We start from the raw sequence: 16,673 nt of genomic DNA, 5'->3' as shown, positions 1-16,673 counted from the left end.
GAGGTCATCAGGGTGTTGGGTCAAGAAGACTGGCCCGAAGGCGATCAACTCCACCAGGACCCGCAGCCAGAGCCAGGGTCAAAACAAGTTGTCGTTGAATCGACGAGGAATGGTCGGAGCTGAGCAAGCGTTGCACTGCACCGCGTCGAAGATTGAAACGCTCAGCAATCAAATCACTCAAACGTTGGTCAACCAAGGCCCAGCGCTGCTTGCTGAGGTCAGCGGGTTCACGACTCGACAGGAGTTGGTGAAGCATCGGATAAAGCCGATCAGCCATCGCACAGAGAAGACTGATAAGAGCCTCTGTGTCAGCCGCACCAAGTCTTCCACGACGCGTGGAGCGTCGCAGCGGGTTATGGCATCGACGCTTCCAAAGCTCCACTCGATTAGGGAAAAGACTTTCGAAGCCGAGTTGTTGCGTAGCCCAAAGCATGGCCTCACCACCATTGAAATCCAAGGACTCCACAGTGAGTAAAAGGAGATCGAGTCGCTCCATCCCACGACGACCAAGCACTGCAGCTGGCAAAGACGCTTCTTGGAGAGGAGTGACTGTTGCTTCAGTCATGGCTTAGTGGTGTACCGACTCGAGTCATACCGCTTCGACTTCAATCAAAACAAGCTTGGTTGCAGTGCTAACACACGAGCAGGAAAGGCGGGAAGCAGCCTGCTGTTTAGCAACCAACAATGATTGACCTTATCTAGACATCTAACTCTAAGGCTTTAAACAATTCTTTCAAGGGAAAGGAGGCTACAGCTGAAATTGACACAAGATCAGAGCCAAACAAGAAACGAGAGAAACAACAGCTGGGGATTGCGACGCATAAGACAAAGCAGGAATTACTCGAGAGAAGCTCAGATAAAAACTAAACCGCAGCAAAGCAACAACAAATCAAGCTCAATTCACCTCAAAAGCAGTGCATATCACCACGAATCAATCAGGAATATCAATGCTATCAGTAACACTTTCAACAAACTTTTGAATAACCATCGAAACCGTAAGACGGTTTAGAGAAGCTGAAGCACAACACAACTCAAAATGATCTATCGCCATATCTGCGATGATGACGCTCAAGTCTCACAAGCATGCGTCCTTGGATCTTCATCACTACGTTCAAGATATTCCGGACTTTCCAAAACCAGGAATTCTGTTCCGCGACATATCCCCGATGTTGCGTGATCCCGTGGGCTGGGCCGAGGTGATGGATCGTTTAGGTGTGCTGTGCGATTCGTTGAAGCCAGACCTGATTGTGGGAATAGAAGCCAGGGGTTTCATCGTGGGAATGGGTTTGGCAACGCATAAGAAGCTTGGGTTTGTTCCAGTCCGCAAACCAGGGAAACTCCCCGGCAAGGTCTATGGAATTGATTACGCCCTGGAATACGGAACTGATCGGCTCGAGATTCATGCCGACGCCATGAGAGGCCAACCAAGAATTCTGGTCGTTGATGATCTGTTAGCAACAGGAGGGACCGCCTCGGCCACGGCTGATTTGGTCAAACAGGCTGGCGGTCAACTCGTTGGTTGTGCCTTCATCGTGGAACTCACAGAATTAAAAGGACGAGGACGCCTTCCCGGTGATATCCAGGTTGAATCACTCATTCACTACTCCTGAGATTGCTGCCAGTCCAAAACATCTTGGTATCCCTGCAAGCTCAGAAGACCAAAACTCCAGAGCACCACAGGTAGGGGTGCCTGTTCCAATTCGGATTGGCGCAAACCAAGGTTGATGGCATTGGCACTCAATCCAAGCTTGCCCTGCAAGTAGGCCAGCAATTCTGCGGATGGCTTGGGTTGTGGGTCACTGCTAATGACCATCAAAAACAATCAATTGCACTCACTCTGGCAAGTGATTCAGAAGCGTGCATGGTCCATCAGACATCGCCTGAAGCGAAACACGGCGAATCAAGGGAGAGTGCTTGAGCATGAAGAGCCCAAAACGCCGTACAAGAAGTAGTCCTAACTGACGATTGGAGAATAATCGAACAAGAAGATCGGTGGCAAAGCCAACAGCTAACAAATCAAAATAACGACGCCTCGTGTAACGACGAGGAATTGCTTTTAGACCCCGCCGAATGGAGGAAGCAGAGGTCAGCAGCTGAAGAAGAGTTTCAACATCACGCCAACAAAGGTTGAGACCCTGCCCTCCCACAGGGTGACAGCGATGGCCAGATTCACCAACGAGAACAACATTATCTCGATGCAGTTTTGGCGCCAAGCTAATTTCTAAGGGGAAAGCTGCGGGTGAATCGAGCAACGCATCTGGCTCAAGACCATGGGGAAGGATCGTACAAAGCTGGTCTAAAAAGGCCGATGTTTGGAGACCAGCCAGCTGACGACATCGATGAAGAGGAGCACTCCATACAACTTGAAAGTCTGCATTTCCCAGCGGAAGAATGGCTAACGGGCCTTCTGGCCTAAAGCATTCAAAAGCCTTTTCAGAATCAATATCTCGAAAACGTACTTTTGCAGTTAAACAACCCTGCGAGTAAGAGTGTGACCACCAAGGAAACCTGAGTTGTGTTCTCGTGGGTGAGCGAGGACCATCAGCTGCAATCACCAATCCAAAATCGTGAGTGGAATGAAGAGATTGATAGGAAGCTTCGCCGAGGTGAAGTTCCACATGGGTGGATCTCTCAAGTCTGCTCATCAAGAGCTTCATCAAGACAGCGTGATCCAAGATCCATCCAACCGTACGAGATGATCGATTAGATGAATGAAGATCTGATTCTGTAAAATTTACAGATTGATTGATACCACGATCTTCAAGACTCAAGGTCTTAAATGGTGATAAGAAAGGAAATAACTCATTCCAAAGGCCTAATCGCGTTAGGAGACGTCTAGAGGAATGAGTTAAAGCATAAGCCCTACTTCGAGAACAGATTTGATCTGCACTCAGGGGATCAAAAAGATGAATTGGATACCCAAAATTTGCAAGGCCAATGGCAAGCAAACTTCCCGTTGGACCGGCTCCGTTAATCCGAATCGGAGCGAGGTAGCCGGTCATTACTGTGATCAGCCGATACCAAGAAGTCCACGGGTGAAAGCTTCACCACTCATGGCCAATTCGGTTGCAAGCAAAGCAATGAAACCAAGCATAGCCATGCGGCCGTTCAGCTTTTCTGCACGCTCATGGAAGCCCCAACCACTCTCAACGTCCACAACTTGCATGCGTGGCTCAGTAGCAAAAGCATTCAGACGACCACCATCTTCTGTGGTTACGGTTGCGCCGCGGATGGTTGCTGCGTTTGTAGAGGCCTGAGTCATGAGGAACTTGCCGGTGTTTTAAGAAGTGTAACCCATTTGTGAAGAAACGTTGCGCAAGCGCATGCGGCAGAGGTCTTCGAACGCAGGTCGAAGCAGGTATGGGTACTCTCCGATCCACATCCGAAGACCAGGAAGCCAAGCATCAGTAAGAGCGCCCAATCTCGAAAAATCGTTGCGGTCACTCAGCACCACACAGCGGATCAACACTCCGGCGCGAATCGATGCATGGTTCTTCGTCATTGGAAAGGAGATCCGTCCGAGATAGCCGTCTTCATCAGCGAGCTCCAGCACCATCCACGTTCTTCGGTTTTCAATTAATTCGAGCTGGCCACGGGCATCAGCCTGCTCCCGTTGATTTTCCACTCGCTCCTGCCGATAGGCCTTAACGATCTCCCCCTCAAAAAGAGCCGCCGAGGGATACCGGCGTAAAACGGCATTTTTTTGACCGGCTTCCACAATCGGCCCCCACAGCACATAGAGCAAAAACACAACGCCAATCATTAACAAGATCGAGCCCCATCGACTGGATAACTGGCTCTGACTGATTAACAGAGTGATCACTCCCCCAATCGTGGCAATCAGCACTCGCTGGAGAACTTTTCGTGGATTGCCAAGGGCTGCTTTGAATTGTTGACCGGTGGCAACAGCGGGTATCAACCGATGCAACTCACCGGGACGAAGCGGAATCAACATCCTGCCAACCCCTAAAGAAGACGCTCGAGGCCGTAAACCAGCGCCTGTAGTTGTCGCACTTTACGGATGCAAAGCAACACGCCTGGCATATATGCAGCCCGATCAATCGTGTCGTGCCGCAGGGTGTAGGTCTCACCTGGAGAGCCAAACATCACTTCTTGATGAGCCACCAGGCCAGGCAATCGCAAAGAATGCAACCGCAGTCCACTCGGACGCTGCCCACCTCGGCATCCAGCCAGAGATTCATGTTCATCCACTTCTGATTCATTAAATTGTTTTCCGAGTTCCTCCATCAGTTCGGCTGTTTTGATGCAGGTTCCGCTAGGAGCGTCGGCCTTGCGGTTGTGATGGAGCTCGGTCAGCTCGGCGTGGTCATAAAACCGGGCAGCAGCGGCAGCAGCCTGCTGAAGCAACACCATTCCCACAGAGAAGTTGGGAATCACAGCCCCACCAATGGATGCCTTGTCGGAAAACGATTGGAGATCCTCAAGTTGGGCGGGTGACAGCCCCGTGGTCCCAATCACGGGATGCACGCCATAGGCGATCGCGGCTCTGGTATTGGCATACACCACAGATGGGTGGGTGAAATCCACCATGACGGCACCTTTCCCAGGCCCGGCATCTCGAACGGCCTGACTCGCAGAGCACAAGCAGCCTTCTAGATCCGCAGTAACAGCCACCTCAAGGGATTGAAGCCCCAGTAATTCGCCCACGTCATGCCCCTCTTTGCCGGGTGTGTTGTCCACTGCACCCACCAGATGGCAATCGGGAGCCATTTGAACTGCTCGAATCACTTCAGCACCCATTCGACCCAGCGCACCGGTCACCACAACAGGGATCGAACCGGTCTGGATGTCGCTCATGAACGTGTTGCAGATGGACTCAGCCTATGGGGCCAGGCGCGGATGTAACACGAAATGCAGATCTCAGGCAGAGCGTCACAGACACCCGTAAGCTTCTTTACATTGCTCATATGTGCTGATGTTTACGCAGGTCCGTTCCGCTGATCGTCGGATTGTTCCTGCTGAGAACAACAATCATCAATCGGTCATGAAGGCCGTCTACGTCGTTCTTGAACCGCAATATCAAAGTGCATTAACACAAGCAGCGATCAGTCTCAATGCGCAAGATGGTCCGATTGGGATTGAACTTTGCGGTTATCTCATTGAGGAACTTCGTGATGAACATAATTACGCAGATTTTCAAAAAGACATCGCTGAAGCCGACGTCTTTATTGGATCCCTCATTTTTATTGAAGATCTCGCCCAGAAAATTGTTGATGCAGTCAGTCTTCACCGCGATCGACTGAAAGCAGCAGTTGTCTTCCCCTCGATGCCTGAGGTGATGCGCCTGAACAAGTTAGGCAGCTTCTCGATGGCTCAACTCGGGCAGAGCAAAAGCGCGATCGCCGGCTTCATGAAAAAGCGAAAAGAAGCTGGTGGCGCGGGTTTTCAAGACGCAATGCTCAAGCTCTTGAATACGCTCCCAACAGTGCTCAAGTATTTGCCTGTTGAGAAGGCTCAAGACGCTCGCAGCTTCATGCTTAGTTTTCAATATTGGCTGGGTGGCACTCCAGACAATCTCCGAAATTTTCTGTTGATGCTGGCTGATAAATATGTTTTTCCTGCATCAGAAGGTGATGGACGTCCTGAACTAGCTGTTGCCGATCCAGAAGTTTTTCCTGATCTAGGGATTTGGCACCCACTAGCACCTCAAATGTTTGAGGATTTAAAGGAATATTTGAATTGGACGGCGAGTCGCCCAGATCTCAACGACAAAGCCCGCAAGGGACCAGTGATTGGTCTCGTGCTCCAGCGAAGTCACATCGTGACTGGAGACGACGCCCACTACGTGGCAACGATCCAAGAACTTGAATTCCGAGGTGCACGCGTCATTCCGATCTTCTGCGGAGGTCTTGATTTCTCAAAACCTGTCAATGCGTTTTTCTACGACCCGCTCAATTCAGAGCAGCCTTTGGTGGACAGCATTGTTTCTCTTACAGGTTTTGCCTTAGTTGGAGGTCCAGCGCGTCAGGACCATCCCAAAGCCGTTGAATCTCTGAAAAAACTCAATCGGCCTTACATGGTTGCCCTGCCATTGGTCTTTCAAACCACGCAAGAATGGGAAAAAAGTGATTTAGGGCTTCACCCAGTGCAGGTAGCACTGCAAATCGCGATTCCCGAATTAGACGGCGCAATCGAACCGATTGTTTTATCTGGTCGTGATGACGCCACGGGTAAAGCTCATACCCTGCAAGATCGCGTGGATGCGATTGCTGAGAGAGCCATCCGATGGTCATCATTACGCCTGAAACCACGGCAAGAGAAAAAGCTAGCTATCACCGTTTTTAGCTTTCCCCCAGACAAGGGAAATGTAGGAACTGCAGCCTATCTCAATGTTTTCGACTCGATTCACAGGGTTCTTCAAGAGATGAAGGCCAAGGGATACGACGTTAAGAACTTGCCACGTGATGCGAAAGCACTCATGGAAACGGTGATCAACGATCCAGAAGCACTTCAAGGATCACCAGAACTCTCGATCGCGCATCGAATGAGCGTTGAAGAGTATGAAAGGCTCACTCCTTATTCAGAACGTTTAGAAGAAAACTGGGGAAAACCACCGGGCAACTTAAATAGCGACGGACAAAATTTATTGATCTATGGACGTCATTTTGGAAATATCTTTGTAGGAGTTCAACCAACTTTTGGTTATGAAGGTGATCCTATGCGCCTTCTCTATTCACGCAGCGCGAGTCCTCATCATGGTTTTGCAGCCTATTACACGTACTTAGAGAAGGTTTGGGGAGCCGATGCAGTGCTCCACTTCGGCACACATGGCTCACTTGAATTTATGCCCGGCAAGCAAATGGGCATGAGTGAAAGCTGTTACCCAGACTCCCTGATTGGAGCCTTACCGAACCTCTATTACTACGCAGCCAATAATCCATCAGAAGCAACGATCGCAAAACGGCGAGGTTATGCATCCACGATTAGTTACCTCACACCACCAGCTGAAAATGCTGGTTTATATAAAGGACTCAAGGAGCTTGGTGAGTTGGTGGGTTCCTATCAACAACTGAGAGAAAGTGGTAGGGGAGTTCAAATCGTGAACGCGATCGTAGAAACAGCACGCTTATGCAATCTTGATAAAGATGTCACGCTGCCTGACGAAGATTCATCTGATCTCAATCTCGAAGAGCGCGACGCCATTGTTGGGGCGATCTATCGCCAGTTGATGGAAATTGAAAGTCGCCTGCTTCCCTGTGGCCTTCATACCATCGGTAAGCCGCCCACGGCAGAAGAAGCGATTGCAACACTGGTGAGTATTGCCGCCTTGGAGCGTGAAGACGACGGGCTTCGTTCTTTACCGGGACTACTCGCTGAATCGCTTGGACGCAAGATCGAAGATATCTATCAAGGCAACGATGATGGCGTTCTTGAAGATGTGGAACTCAATCGCACGATCACAGAAGTTTCACGCGCTGCTGTGGGATCGATGGTGCGTTCGCTGACAGGAAGCGACGGTCGCGTCAATATGCGCGAAAGCTTTAGTTGGTTCCTGAATCTGATCGCTCGGTTTGGATTCAAACTGCAAACACCTTGGTTCAGAGCCTGTTCGAGTGGTGGTTTCGCAAACGTTGACAGCACTGCGCTTGACACCCTGTTTACCTATTTGCGTTTCTGCCTCCAACAAATTTGCGCAGATATGGAAATGGAAAGCCTGTTAAGGGCTCTCGATGGGGAATACGTTCTGCCTGGCCCCGGAGGAGACCCAATCAGGAATCCAGGGGTACTGCCGAGTGGCAAAAACATTCACGCTCTTGATCCTCAAGCGATTCCTACCAGAGCAGCAGTGGCTGCAGCCAAAGTTGTTGTCGACAAATTGATCGAACGACAGAGAGAAGAACAGGGCGATTGGCCGGAAACCATCGCTTGCGTGCTCTGGGGAACTGACAACATCAAAACCTACGGAGAATCACTCGCTCAAATCCTTTGGTTCATCGGCGTGCGACCTGTTCCCGATTCTCTAGGCCGGGTCAATAAGCTCGAGCTCATTCCCCTGGAAGAACTAGGGAGACCAAGGATTGATGTTGTTGTGAATTGTTCGGGTGTGTTCCGAGACTTATTCATCAATCAGATGGCGCTAATTGATCAAGGCGTGAAAATGGCTGCTGAATCGGATGAATCTATTGACCAAAACTTTGTTCGAAAGCATGCTCTTGAACAAGCAGAGAAAGAAGGCACAAGTCTTCGTGATGCTGCTTGCCGTGTGTTTTCCAATGCCAGCGGTAGCTATAGCTCAAACGTAAACCTGGCTGTAGAAAACAGCACCTGGGAAGAAGAGGGAGAGCTTCAGGAGATGTACCTCTCTCGCAAAACTTTTGCCTTTAACGCCGACAACCCAGGCGAAATGGATCAAAAGCGTGAAGTCTTCGAATCCGTGATGAAGACAGCAGACGTAACCTTCCAAAATCTCGACTCCGCTGAGATTTCACTCACTGATGTAAGCCATTATTTCGACAGCGACCCCACCAAGCTGATTCAGGGACTTCGCGATGACGGAAAATCACCAACAAGCTACATCGCAGACACAACGACGGCGAATGCTCAGGTTCGCTCCTTAAGTGAAACAATTCGCCTGGACTCGCGCACCAAACTGCTCAATCCAAAGTGGTATGAAGGCATGCTCGACTCTGGTTATGAAGGAGTGCGCGAAGTTGCGAAGCGCCTGAACTTCACGCTTGGATGGAGTGCTACTAGCGGATCTGTTGACAACTTTGTATACGAAGAAGCCAATGAAACATTCATCAATGATCCAGAAATGCGTAAACGCTTGCTGGAACTTAATCCCCATAGTTTCAGGCGAATTGTTGGAACATTGCTTGAGGTGAATGGACGTGGGTATTGGGAAACCTCCGATGAAAACATTCAGCAACTGCAGGAGCTTTATCAAGAGGTTGAGGATCGAATTGAGGGAGTCAAAGATTCATAATCAACTCGATCATCAATCGATGCAAAGAGATCAGATCGGATTAGCGCGAACCGATAATACTTGCTTAACTACTTCAAGATATAGCCGACACCTCGAACAGTCTGTATCAGTTTTTCAAGTTTGGGGCGCTCAATTTTCTTACGCAAATAACGGATATAAACGTCAAGAAGATTATCGTCTCCTGTCCAGCTTTGTCCCCACACATTGTTCATGATTGTTTTTCGAGCCAATACCATTCCTGGATTTTGTAGAAAATAAACCAAGAGGTCATACTCTTTAACCGTGAGTTTGGCTGAGATCCCATCTCGGATCACTTCACGTGTATCGGTATTCAGTTCTAGATCTGTATGACGAAGCACTGTGCCATCGAGATGGTTTGCCCCCATCGATGCACGGCGGAAGAGCGAATCCAAGCGGGCATCAAGCTCTTCGTAAGCAAAAGGAAATGACAGGACATCATCAGCACCAGCCTGGAGTGACTGAACACGTGCCAAATAGTGATCATCCCTAACCAAATTAATCAGAGGCACAGATATTTTCTTGGAGCGAATTAGTCGAATCAGCTGAAGTGAAGCTTGAAATTGAAAGTGACTGACATCAATAAGGATTAAATCAGGACGATCCTCAAGGCTTGAGGATAACCTTTGATCTGTAAATTCGTCAATCAACAGAATATAGAACTGAGAAGACTTTAGATGTTTAAAAACAACAGAAGTTGATGGTGGCTGATCAGAGAACAAGAGAATTCGCCGATCTGAATTAAGCATTGAGTCGCTTCGAGGTCTCTTGGCATTAATGGAATGAGCTTAGACATCGAGGCCGTCAAACCCATCTGACATCATAGATGGAAGGTTAAGGTCATCAACCGCGCTAAGGTCTAGATCAATGGCTGCCATAACCGACTCGGCATCGTAATTTCCTTGATCATCGGCACGAAGATCAAGCGAATCATGATGGTCGGAGTCGAGAATGAGCTCTTCAGCTACTGAATTGAGAACCTGCTGTTCGAGAGAATTGTATTCTTCGGAAGAAATCTGATTCTGATCAAGAAAATCACTGACCAAGCTATCCAGCTCATACATCAAACCAGCTTGACGGGTGGTAGATCCTGGAGAATCAATCTCGCTGGTTCGTGCCATGTCGAGGAATTGACTGACCACATCAGTGATCGATCCTCCAATTTCAGCTCCTGCAGAAGTGATATCAATCATATTTAGGCAAGAACGGAATAATCCTCAGCAACATCAAGTGGCATCTCATCCATGGAATCGATTATAACCATATCTAAATCTACATCGATATCGAGTTCGTTTTCGTACTCCTCGTTACCAATCGATAAGTCTTCTATGGCAATATCAGAATTAATAATGTCTGAATCGAGATTACTGTTGATCATTTCATACACCTCTGCGATCACATCATCTTCTACAGGATTGGATTCGAGGTACTGACCCACAAGATCCTCTGTGCTGAAATCATTGGCTTCTTCAAGCTCGTTGGACTGGGTTAATTCTGTGCTTGTAGTTGTTAATGGAGTGCCTTCATTGCTCTCTGTATCTTGATCAAGATTAGTGCTTGAGTCTTCAGCCGCAGTCGATGAGTCTCCTACAGGCGTATTGGAATCAATGGTTGTAGTTAACAAATCAATTTCGTTATTCCCAAGCTCATCGCCTGTGGTTTGTGTCGGATCAGGATCTATCTCATTGGCCTCAGGGGAGAGTGCTTGTGTTTCATAGGCGGCAGCTGTTTGTGCTTCTGCCTGTTGCACCGCTTCGCTGTTGAGCCCATTGTCTTCAGCGATCTGGTTGAGATTGTCCGTCAGATCCAGCAGAGCACCACTACTCAACTCACCATTAGCGACCTGAGCCAGCATGCCAGCGTATTCACCCTGAGTAAGAACCTGCACGGCGCTGACGGCATCCACCGCATTGTCATCAGGTGTCAGGTTGAGAATCGAACTCTCAATGGCCAGTTGGCTGGAGGAGAGGAACTCCAGAACATTGGCATCGATGCCATCAAGGCCGAGTTGTTCGGCTACATCGTTGATCAGCGCCTTGTCTGCCAGTTGGATTGAATTATCTTTTCCGTTGGCCACGATCTGGTCGGACAGCGCAGTGAACACCTCAAAGGACACCTCTGCAGGAGAGATCTGCTGCTGAACAGCGCTGAGTTCGGCCAGTTGAACGGCGAGTGTCATCACGCCTGCCGTGGTGGCGAACACCTCGGCTGTGCTGGTCATTGGGTTCAAGGATGTGATCGCCGTCTCTGAAGGCAGATCGAGTGCTTGTTGCAGCTCGGACTGCGCCGTCTCCCGATCGTCACCGTTTTCGATCCGTGCCTGCAACAGACTGGTGAGTGGTGTGATCACATTGCCTGCGGCTGGCCCAAACAGATTGATGGCGTAGCTGAGGCCTGTTTCGGTGTCTGTTCCGCCGGTCTGCACGGCCCGTGCTTCACCGAGAGTGAAGATGCCGTCTTGATTGACATCGAGGTCTGCCAGGGGGATCTGCCATGCGACTTCACCGTTTGCATCGGTGACCCCGATCAGTTCATTGGCGTCGATGGATCCATCGAAGTCTTGATCAAGGAAGAGTTGTGCACCTGCGATGGGCCCATCCAAGGTTGCGGAGTTTGCTGCGATCGTGATGTTGCCATTCAGGCTTCCTGTGGGGAGATCAACGTAGAAAATATCGTCGCTTTGATTCGTGTAGCTGACATTGATTTCGTAGACGATTCCTCCAATTGATGATGTGAGACCTGAGTTCGTGGCTGATACGCCGCTAATATTGTCTCCAACGATTTCAATTGTGTCTGATCCGGTCTGGCTGGGTAGATTGAAGTCTGTGATGACATCGATGCTTGAGATTGGATTGACGATGTCGATTGAAATGTTGTCGAAATAGATTTCATCCTGGTCTCTCCAATTTCCGCTCGATTTAAATCGAACCTTGAATGAGCTGTTGCTTGCGACATAGCTGGTTAGATCCAGTGTTGTGCTCCCCGAATTTGAATTTCCTGTGACCCTAAATCCGCTGCTTGTTTCAAAGCCTCCTTGATTCACATAATATACTTCAACGTATCTAGTGGTGCCGCCTGCGCTTTCATTCCAATCGAATGACAATTCAACAGTTCCACCCTGGTTTATCTGTGATTGGTTGATGGTGATCAGATCACTTGTCAGGGACCGGTTGTTGTCAGCATTGTCGAATTCAATGGCTGTGCTGTTGATTGGTCCACCATTGCGATATGCACTTTTGATAAGGCCAGTGTTTGCATTTCCTCTGCCGCCGAAGTCCCCAGGATTGTTGTCGCCGGTTTCAGTCCACTGGCTCCAATTGCTTCCCGATAGTTGTGTTCTGTCGTCAAAATTATCAAAGAATGCGTTTTCTGTAGATTCTCTCCCCTGCCCTTTGAAGAACACGAACTGATCATCACCATCCCCGCCGGTCATCGTGTCGTCACCAGTTCCTCCAGCAATCCGATCGTCTCCTTCGTCTCCAGCAATCGTGTCGTCGCCTTCCTGGCCATAAATCGTGTCGTCGCCACTTCCGCCACTGATATTGTCGTCGCCCCCACTGCGCGTTGTGCCATCGTTTAGCACTGTTTCTTTGGCTACTTCATCAGAGTTGTTTCTGATGTAGTTGACCGTATCTTCTCTATCCCAGTCGCTCTGGCTTTCTAGAGCTTCAAAGACTTTCCAGCCATCACCAATCACCAAGTTATTTGATGGGACCTGTACTGTTACGCCTGCTGTGTTTTGTACAGTGTTTCCGATCAAATCGTCTGTATAGGTTACATCGCCAAAAATAAGGTCATCCCCATCATCTCCGTTGATTACGTCGTTGCCTACATCATTGAGTTCATCCAGGCCTGTCAGTTGGCCGAGGACATCCTCAAGCTGCTGCCCTGTTGTAATTGCTGTTGCTTGACCCCTGATTTCGACTTCACTTAGTCTGCTGGTAGCCGTATTGCCTGTGGCAATTCCAACTGCTTCGATCGAAAATTGCTGATTCTCGATCTGTAGCCTTTCGTCAACGGTGTCGTCCGGTCCACTACCGTTGTAGTTTCCTTGTATGTGATCTATTGCGGCTTGACTAAAAGTATTTCCAGGCCCATTGACCTCTTGGGTGTCATTGCCTCTATAATAAAAAGATGGCTCTCCATCCGATATGAATATCACCTTATCTTTATCCGTTTGATTAACATTTAACGGTGTATTGGATGTAATCCCACCGCTGATCCAGTTCAGGGCAGTGACCAATCCTGCTTCGTAGTTTGTCCCTCCGCCTGCCTGGAGGTCATCGATGTCTTGGAAAGCTTGGTTTAGAACCGTTTGATCGTCGCCACTCGTAAAATTGTAGTATCCTACATCACTCCCTTCGGTTGAGTATTTAACAATTTGCACTTTTGCTGTTGCGCCACTTTGAGCTATTTCGCTCAACAAGTCTTTTGTTGCGGTTTGCAATGCACTAAAGCGCGTTACTGACGCATTGTTGAAGTTGATGTTACTCAGAATCATGCTGCGCGATACATCGAGCACCAGTGAAAGATTTATGCTTTGGTTTACTAGTGATCCGCCGCCGACGTCTCCGATTAATATGTCTTCGCCATTAGTTCCTTCGATTGTTCCTGACCCTGTTGGGATTATGTCAGATTTGCTCACTAAATCGTAATCAACTTTGTAAGGAGTAGTTGAGCTTGCGACGTCACTTATATTTTCTCCGACTTTTAGCACTGCCGGCGATGGCGCCCAAGTTACTTCAAAGTCGCCGTCAACAAAGTCAAGATCTTCGTCTGTTAATTTGACATCATAATTCAATGTGGTATCAGTTGTTCCGTCGATTGTTGCATATTCTTTGACGGTGTAATTTGACTGGCTTGGATCAAGTGTGATTGTAAAGACATAGTCAGCAGCGTTCGGATCGGCCTGATCGGTCGGCGATAGGCTATTCCACTCGGCGAGTGTCTTTGTCGATGCAATTAGTTCTGTTCCATTGTTGATTAGGTAATAGCTGACCGTATTACCGCCACTTTTTATTAAAGCGTCGTCGCCATTATTGATTCCAGTAAATGTAAGTGAGCCTAATTCGTCTGCCCCAGGCCTAAGCGCTGTTGGATTCAACGTCTCCGTTACTTCATCTGATCCGTCATTATCGAGTGTCGCGTTTGCAGGTGCAAAATCTGCTGGGCCGTCATCAAAGAATTTGAAGCCGTCTGCGATGTCGCCGGTTGAGACGGCCTGAATGACGTAATCACCATCGGAATCGGTGGTGCGGACATCAGCGGAGACGGAGATGTTGAGAACGCCGAGGTCGACGGAGTCCCCGGAGTCCCCGGTGGCCGGGTCGATAGGTGTTGTGCTGTAGGTGCCGCTGGGAACGGTGCCGACCCCAACGGTGCCGGTGCCATTGGTGATCAACGAGTGTGCGAAGGCCTCGTTCTGGGTTTGTGTGATCGCACCGGTGGCCTGGTCGATGGTCAGGGTGAAGACCGAATCGCCATCGGTGCTGCCCGTATCAGCGGTACGGCCGACGATGGTGCGGCCTGAATTGGTGAGATAGGCGTAGACCTGCGTACCCGCTACACCGACACCATCAGACAGGGTGAGTTGTGTATCGACCGCGCCGTTGGCATTGGCTGACGAGGTATCGAGGTCGAAGGTGAAGCCATTACCAGCGGTATCGATGGTGACCTCTGCGGGAGGTGCGTCGATGTCGGCGCCGTAGTCAGGAGTGACAGCACCCGTGAAGGTGTCAGCGAGAGCGGCAGAGGTGACAGTGGCAGGAAGTGCCTTGTCATTGCCGTCTAAGAGACCACCATCGCCGGTGTTGAGGCTGGTCAGCAGAGCGGCTGAGATGGTGGGTGTGGCAATGGTGCCTTCTGCTGGGCCGTCATCAAAGAATTTGAAGCCGTCTGCGATGTCGCCGGTTGAGACGGCCTGAATGACGTAATCACCATCGGAATCGGTGGTGCGGACATCAGCGGAGACGGAGATGTTGAGAACGCCGAGGTCGACGGAGTCCCCGGAGTCCCCGGTGGCCGGGTCGATAGGTGTTGTGCTGTAGGTGCCGCTGGGAACGGTGCCGACCCCAACGGTGCCGGTGCCATTGGTGATCAACGAGTGTGCGAAGGCCTCGTTCTGGGTTTGTGTGATCGCACCGGTGGCCTGGTCGATGGTCAGGGTGAAGACCGAATCGCCATCGGTGCTGCCCGTATCAGCGGTACGGCCGACGATGGTGCGGCCTGAATTGGTGAGATAGGCGTAGACCTGCGTACCCGCTACACCGACACCATCAGACAGGGTGAGTTGTGTATCGACCGCGCCGTTGGCATTGGCTGACGAGGTATCGAGGTCGAAGGTGAAGCCATTACCAGCGGTATCGATGGTGACCTCTGCGGGAGGTGCGTCGATGTCGGCGCCGTAGTCAGGAGTGACAGCACCCGTGAAGGTGTCAGCGAGAGCGGCAGAGGTGACAGTGGCAGGAAGTGCCTTGTCATTGCCGTCTAAGAGACCACCATCGCCGGTGTTGAGGCTGGTCAGCAGAGCGGCTGAGATGGTGGGTGTGGCAATGGTGCCTTCTGCTGGGCCGTCATCACCGAATTGAATATTGCCTCCCAAGTCAACAAAGGCTGTAGCGCTGAGGACTTGTCCTGAGCCGTAATCGTCTGTGACTCTTGCTGTCAGCTGAATCTGGTTATCGGCCAAAAGCATCCGATCCAGAATTGTTGCTGCATCACTTGTGGTGGTGTCAATGCTATTGACGTGCTGTATGGGTAAAAATTGTTCAAATGTCAGAAGTCCAGTGCTGGAGTCAATAAAGGTTCTGAAAACCTCATTGCCGCTAACAGTCGTGGGCGATATTGACCCAAAGATGGTTCCATTGACTTCAAAAAGATAGATGTCGTTAGTGCCACTCTTCAACACTGCTGTTTGATCAGCCAGGTTGTTGGCGTTGAGCGTTGTTCCTTCTGGAACTTCTAACTCCAGGCCATAAGTGATTTCGCGGGATACCAGTCCTGCACTCGGGGCTGAAACGGTGAAATTGCTAGCAAAGCTGACTAAAGCGATTGCGCCTAGACCGCCGGGTCCAACAATTGATGGATCGAATTTGAGTAGGTCTTCGGCTGATTGAACACCAACGAAATTTCCATTGTTCAGCCCACCATCAAAAACCAGTACGTCGCCGAAGTCCTCGACTGAGATGGTCGGTGGAACTGGATCGGGGTCTGGAGTTGGTTCTGGTTCTATCTCAGTGTCTGCAGGTGGTTCAGCATCGGGAGCAAAATCTTGCGGTTGAGGAATATCTGCATCTGAAGATTCTGCAAGAGGCGCTGTTAAAAGATTTGTAGGAGAAACAGCATCAATCGTGAAGGCTTCTTCTAATCCCTCAAAAAATGGATTGGCATCAGCACCTAAACCACCAGCATCTACAGGAATATTGCCTATATCACTAGTGACTTGCTGGCTGGGGGGTGAAGGGTTAGCAACTTCAACAACAGGAGTTTTAATTTCAACGTCATTAAATTCAGTGACTCCTTCAGGATTATCTGCGACTCCAGCACCCTTATAGGACTGACGATTGGGCACAAAATTATTTTTGTTTTCCTCAGCAACAGACGCTTCATCAGTAGAACCATCAACGACCGGTGAAAAATTATCCAAACGAACCCTGTGCAACTGTTTGAATGGTAATTACCAGTTGCGATTAAAGATCAAACCAAGAAA

The 16,673-nt window shown here is 49.6% G+C and carries 12 protein-coding genes; 2 read left to right on the top strand and 10 right to left on the bottom strand.

The window, feature by feature from the left end; all coding sequences use genetic code 11:
* Window positions 1-7 precede the first annotated feature (7 nt).
* Together SYNC_RS05685 and SYNC_RS14640 are read right to left on the bottom strand one after the other, a co-directional pair.
* Window positions 8-565 (bottom strand): DUF3038 domain-containing protein, encoded by a 558-nt coding sequence (locus SYNC_RS05685; RefSeq protein WP_011619157.1) that lies wholly within the window; start codon window positions 563-565, stop codon window positions 8-10.
* Between the two features lie 366 nt (window positions 566-931).
* Window positions 932-1,072 (bottom strand): hypothetical protein, encoded by a 141-nt coding sequence (locus tag SYNC_RS14640; protein WP_167897191.1) that lies wholly within the window; start codon window positions 1,070-1,072, stop codon window positions 932-934.
* Between the two features lie 19 nt (window positions 1,073-1,091).
* Here SYNC_RS14640 and SYNC_RS05680 point away from each other — a divergent pair, with 19 nt between their 5' ends.
* A complete protein-coding gene (locus tag SYNC_RS05680; RefSeq protein WP_011619156.1) occupies window positions 1,092-1,610 on the top strand; it encodes an adenine phosphoribosyltransferase in 519 nt (172 codons plus the stop codon).
* On the opposite strand, the gene SYNC_RS05675 is transcribed toward SYNC_RS05680, so the two are convergent.
* Genes SYNC_RS05675 through dapB form a run of 5 tightly spaced genes read right to left on the bottom strand, consistent with a single transcriptional unit; the run spans window position 1,601 to window position 4,818 of the window.
* The gene (locus SYNC_RS05675; RefSeq protein WP_041426491.1) at window positions 1,601-1,813 is read right to left on the bottom strand and encodes a DUF2949 domain-containing protein; all 213 of its coding nucleotides are present in this window, start codon (window positions 1,811-1,813) and stop codon (window positions 1,601-1,603) included. The two genes, SYNC_RS05680 and SYNC_RS05675, sit on opposite strands and share 10 nt — an antisense overlap.
* Before the next feature lie 19 nt (window positions 1,814-1,832).
* Window positions 1,833-3,002, bottom strand: coding sequence for an FAD-dependent monooxygenase (locus SYNC_RS05670; protein WP_011619154.1), 1,170 nt, complete (start codon window positions 3,000-3,002; stop codon window positions 1,833-1,835).
* Between the two features lie 8 nt (window positions 3,003-3,010).
* A complete protein-coding gene (locus SYNC_RS05665) occupies window positions 3,011-3,262 on the bottom strand; it encodes a hypothetical protein (RefSeq protein ID WP_011619153.1) in 252 nt (83 codons plus the stop codon).
* 18 nt (window positions 3,263-3,280) lie between these two features.
* On the bottom strand, window positions 3,281-3,955 hold the full coding sequence (locus SYNC_RS05660; RefSeq protein ID WP_011619152.1) for a hypothetical protein: 675 nt from the start codon (window positions 3,953-3,955) through the stop codon (window positions 3,281-3,283).
* Window positions 3,956-3,966: 11 nt separating this feature from the next.
* Complete coding sequence (dapB, locus tag SYNC_RS05655; protein WP_011619151.1) at window positions 3,967-4,818, bottom strand: 4-hydroxy-tetrahydrodipicolinate reductase; 852 nt, start codon at window positions 4,816-4,818, stop codon at window positions 3,967-3,969.
* A gap of 118 nt (window positions 4,819-4,936) precedes the next feature.
* Between dapB and SYNC_RS05650 the strand changes: the two genes are divergently transcribed.
* Entirely contained in the window at window positions 4,937-8,947 is a 4,011-nt protein-coding gene (locus SYNC_RS05650) for a magnesium chelatase subunit H (RefSeq protein WP_011619150.1), read from the top strand.
* Between the two features lie 68 nt (window positions 8,948-9,015).
* On the opposite strand, the gene SYNC_RS05645 is transcribed toward SYNC_RS05650, so the two are convergent.
* From SYNC_RS05645 to SYNC_RS05635, 3 genes are all read right to left on the bottom strand, one after another.
* The gene (locus SYNC_RS05645) at window positions 9,016-9,687 is read right to left on the bottom strand and encodes a response regulator transcription factor (protein ID WP_167897189.1); all 672 of its coding nucleotides are present in this window, start codon (window positions 9,685-9,687) and stop codon (window positions 9,016-9,018) included.
* Between the two features lie 66 nt (window positions 9,688-9,753).
* On the bottom strand, window positions 9,754-10,158 hold the full coding sequence (locus SYNC_RS05640; protein ID WP_011619148.1) for a hypothetical protein: 405 nt from the start codon (window positions 10,156-10,158) through the stop codon (window positions 9,754-9,756).
* A gap of 2 nt (window positions 10,159-10,160) precedes the next feature.
* The gene (locus SYNC_RS05635) at window positions 10,161-16,625 is read right to left on the bottom strand and encodes an S-layer family protein (RefSeq protein ID WP_011619147.1); all 6,465 of its coding nucleotides are present in this window, start codon (window positions 16,623-16,625) and stop codon (window positions 10,161-10,163) included.
* Between the last annotated feature and the right edge of the window lie 48 nt (window positions 16,626-16,673).

Source organism: Synechococcus sp. CC9311, from assembly GCF_000014585.1.
Taxonomy (GTDB): Bacteria; Cyanobacteriota; Cyanobacteriia; order PCC-6307; family Cyanobiaceae; genus Synechococcus_C.
Note: the sequence above shows the minus strand (reverse complement) of the source record. Positions and strands in the feature narration are given on the sequence as shown.

Coding starts and splice junctions, on each gene's coding strand:
- SYNC_RS05685 (WP_011619157.1), bottom strand. CDS start 565: ATGACTGAAGCAACAGTCACTCCTCTCCAAGAAGCGTCTTTGCCAGCT.
- SYNC_RS05675 (WP_041426491.1), bottom strand. CDS start 1,813: ATGGTCATTAGCAGTGACCCACAACCCAAGCCATCCGCAGAATTGCTG.
- SYNC_RS05670 (WP_011619154.1), bottom strand. CDS start 3,002: ATGACCGGCTACCTCGCTCCGATTCGGATTAACGGAGCCGGTCCAACG.
- SYNC_RS05665 (WP_011619153.1), bottom strand. CDS start 3,262: ATGACTCAGGCCTCTACAAACGCAGCAACCATCCGCGGCGCAACCGTA.
- SYNC_RS05660 (WP_011619152.1), bottom strand. CDS start 3,955: ATGTTGATTCCGCTTCGTCCCGGTGAGTTGCATCGGTTGATACCCGCT.
- dapB (WP_011619151.1), bottom strand. CDS start 4,818: ATGAGCGACATCCAGACCGGTTCGATCCCTGTTGTGGTGACCGGTGCG.
- SYNC_RS05650 (WP_011619150.1), top strand. CDS start 4,937: ATGTTTACGCAGGTCCGTTCCGCTGATCGTCGGATTGTTCCTGCTGAG.
- SYNC_RS05640 (WP_011619148.1), bottom strand. CDS start 10,158: ATGATTGATATCACTTCTGCAGGAGCTGAAATTGGAGGATCGATCACT.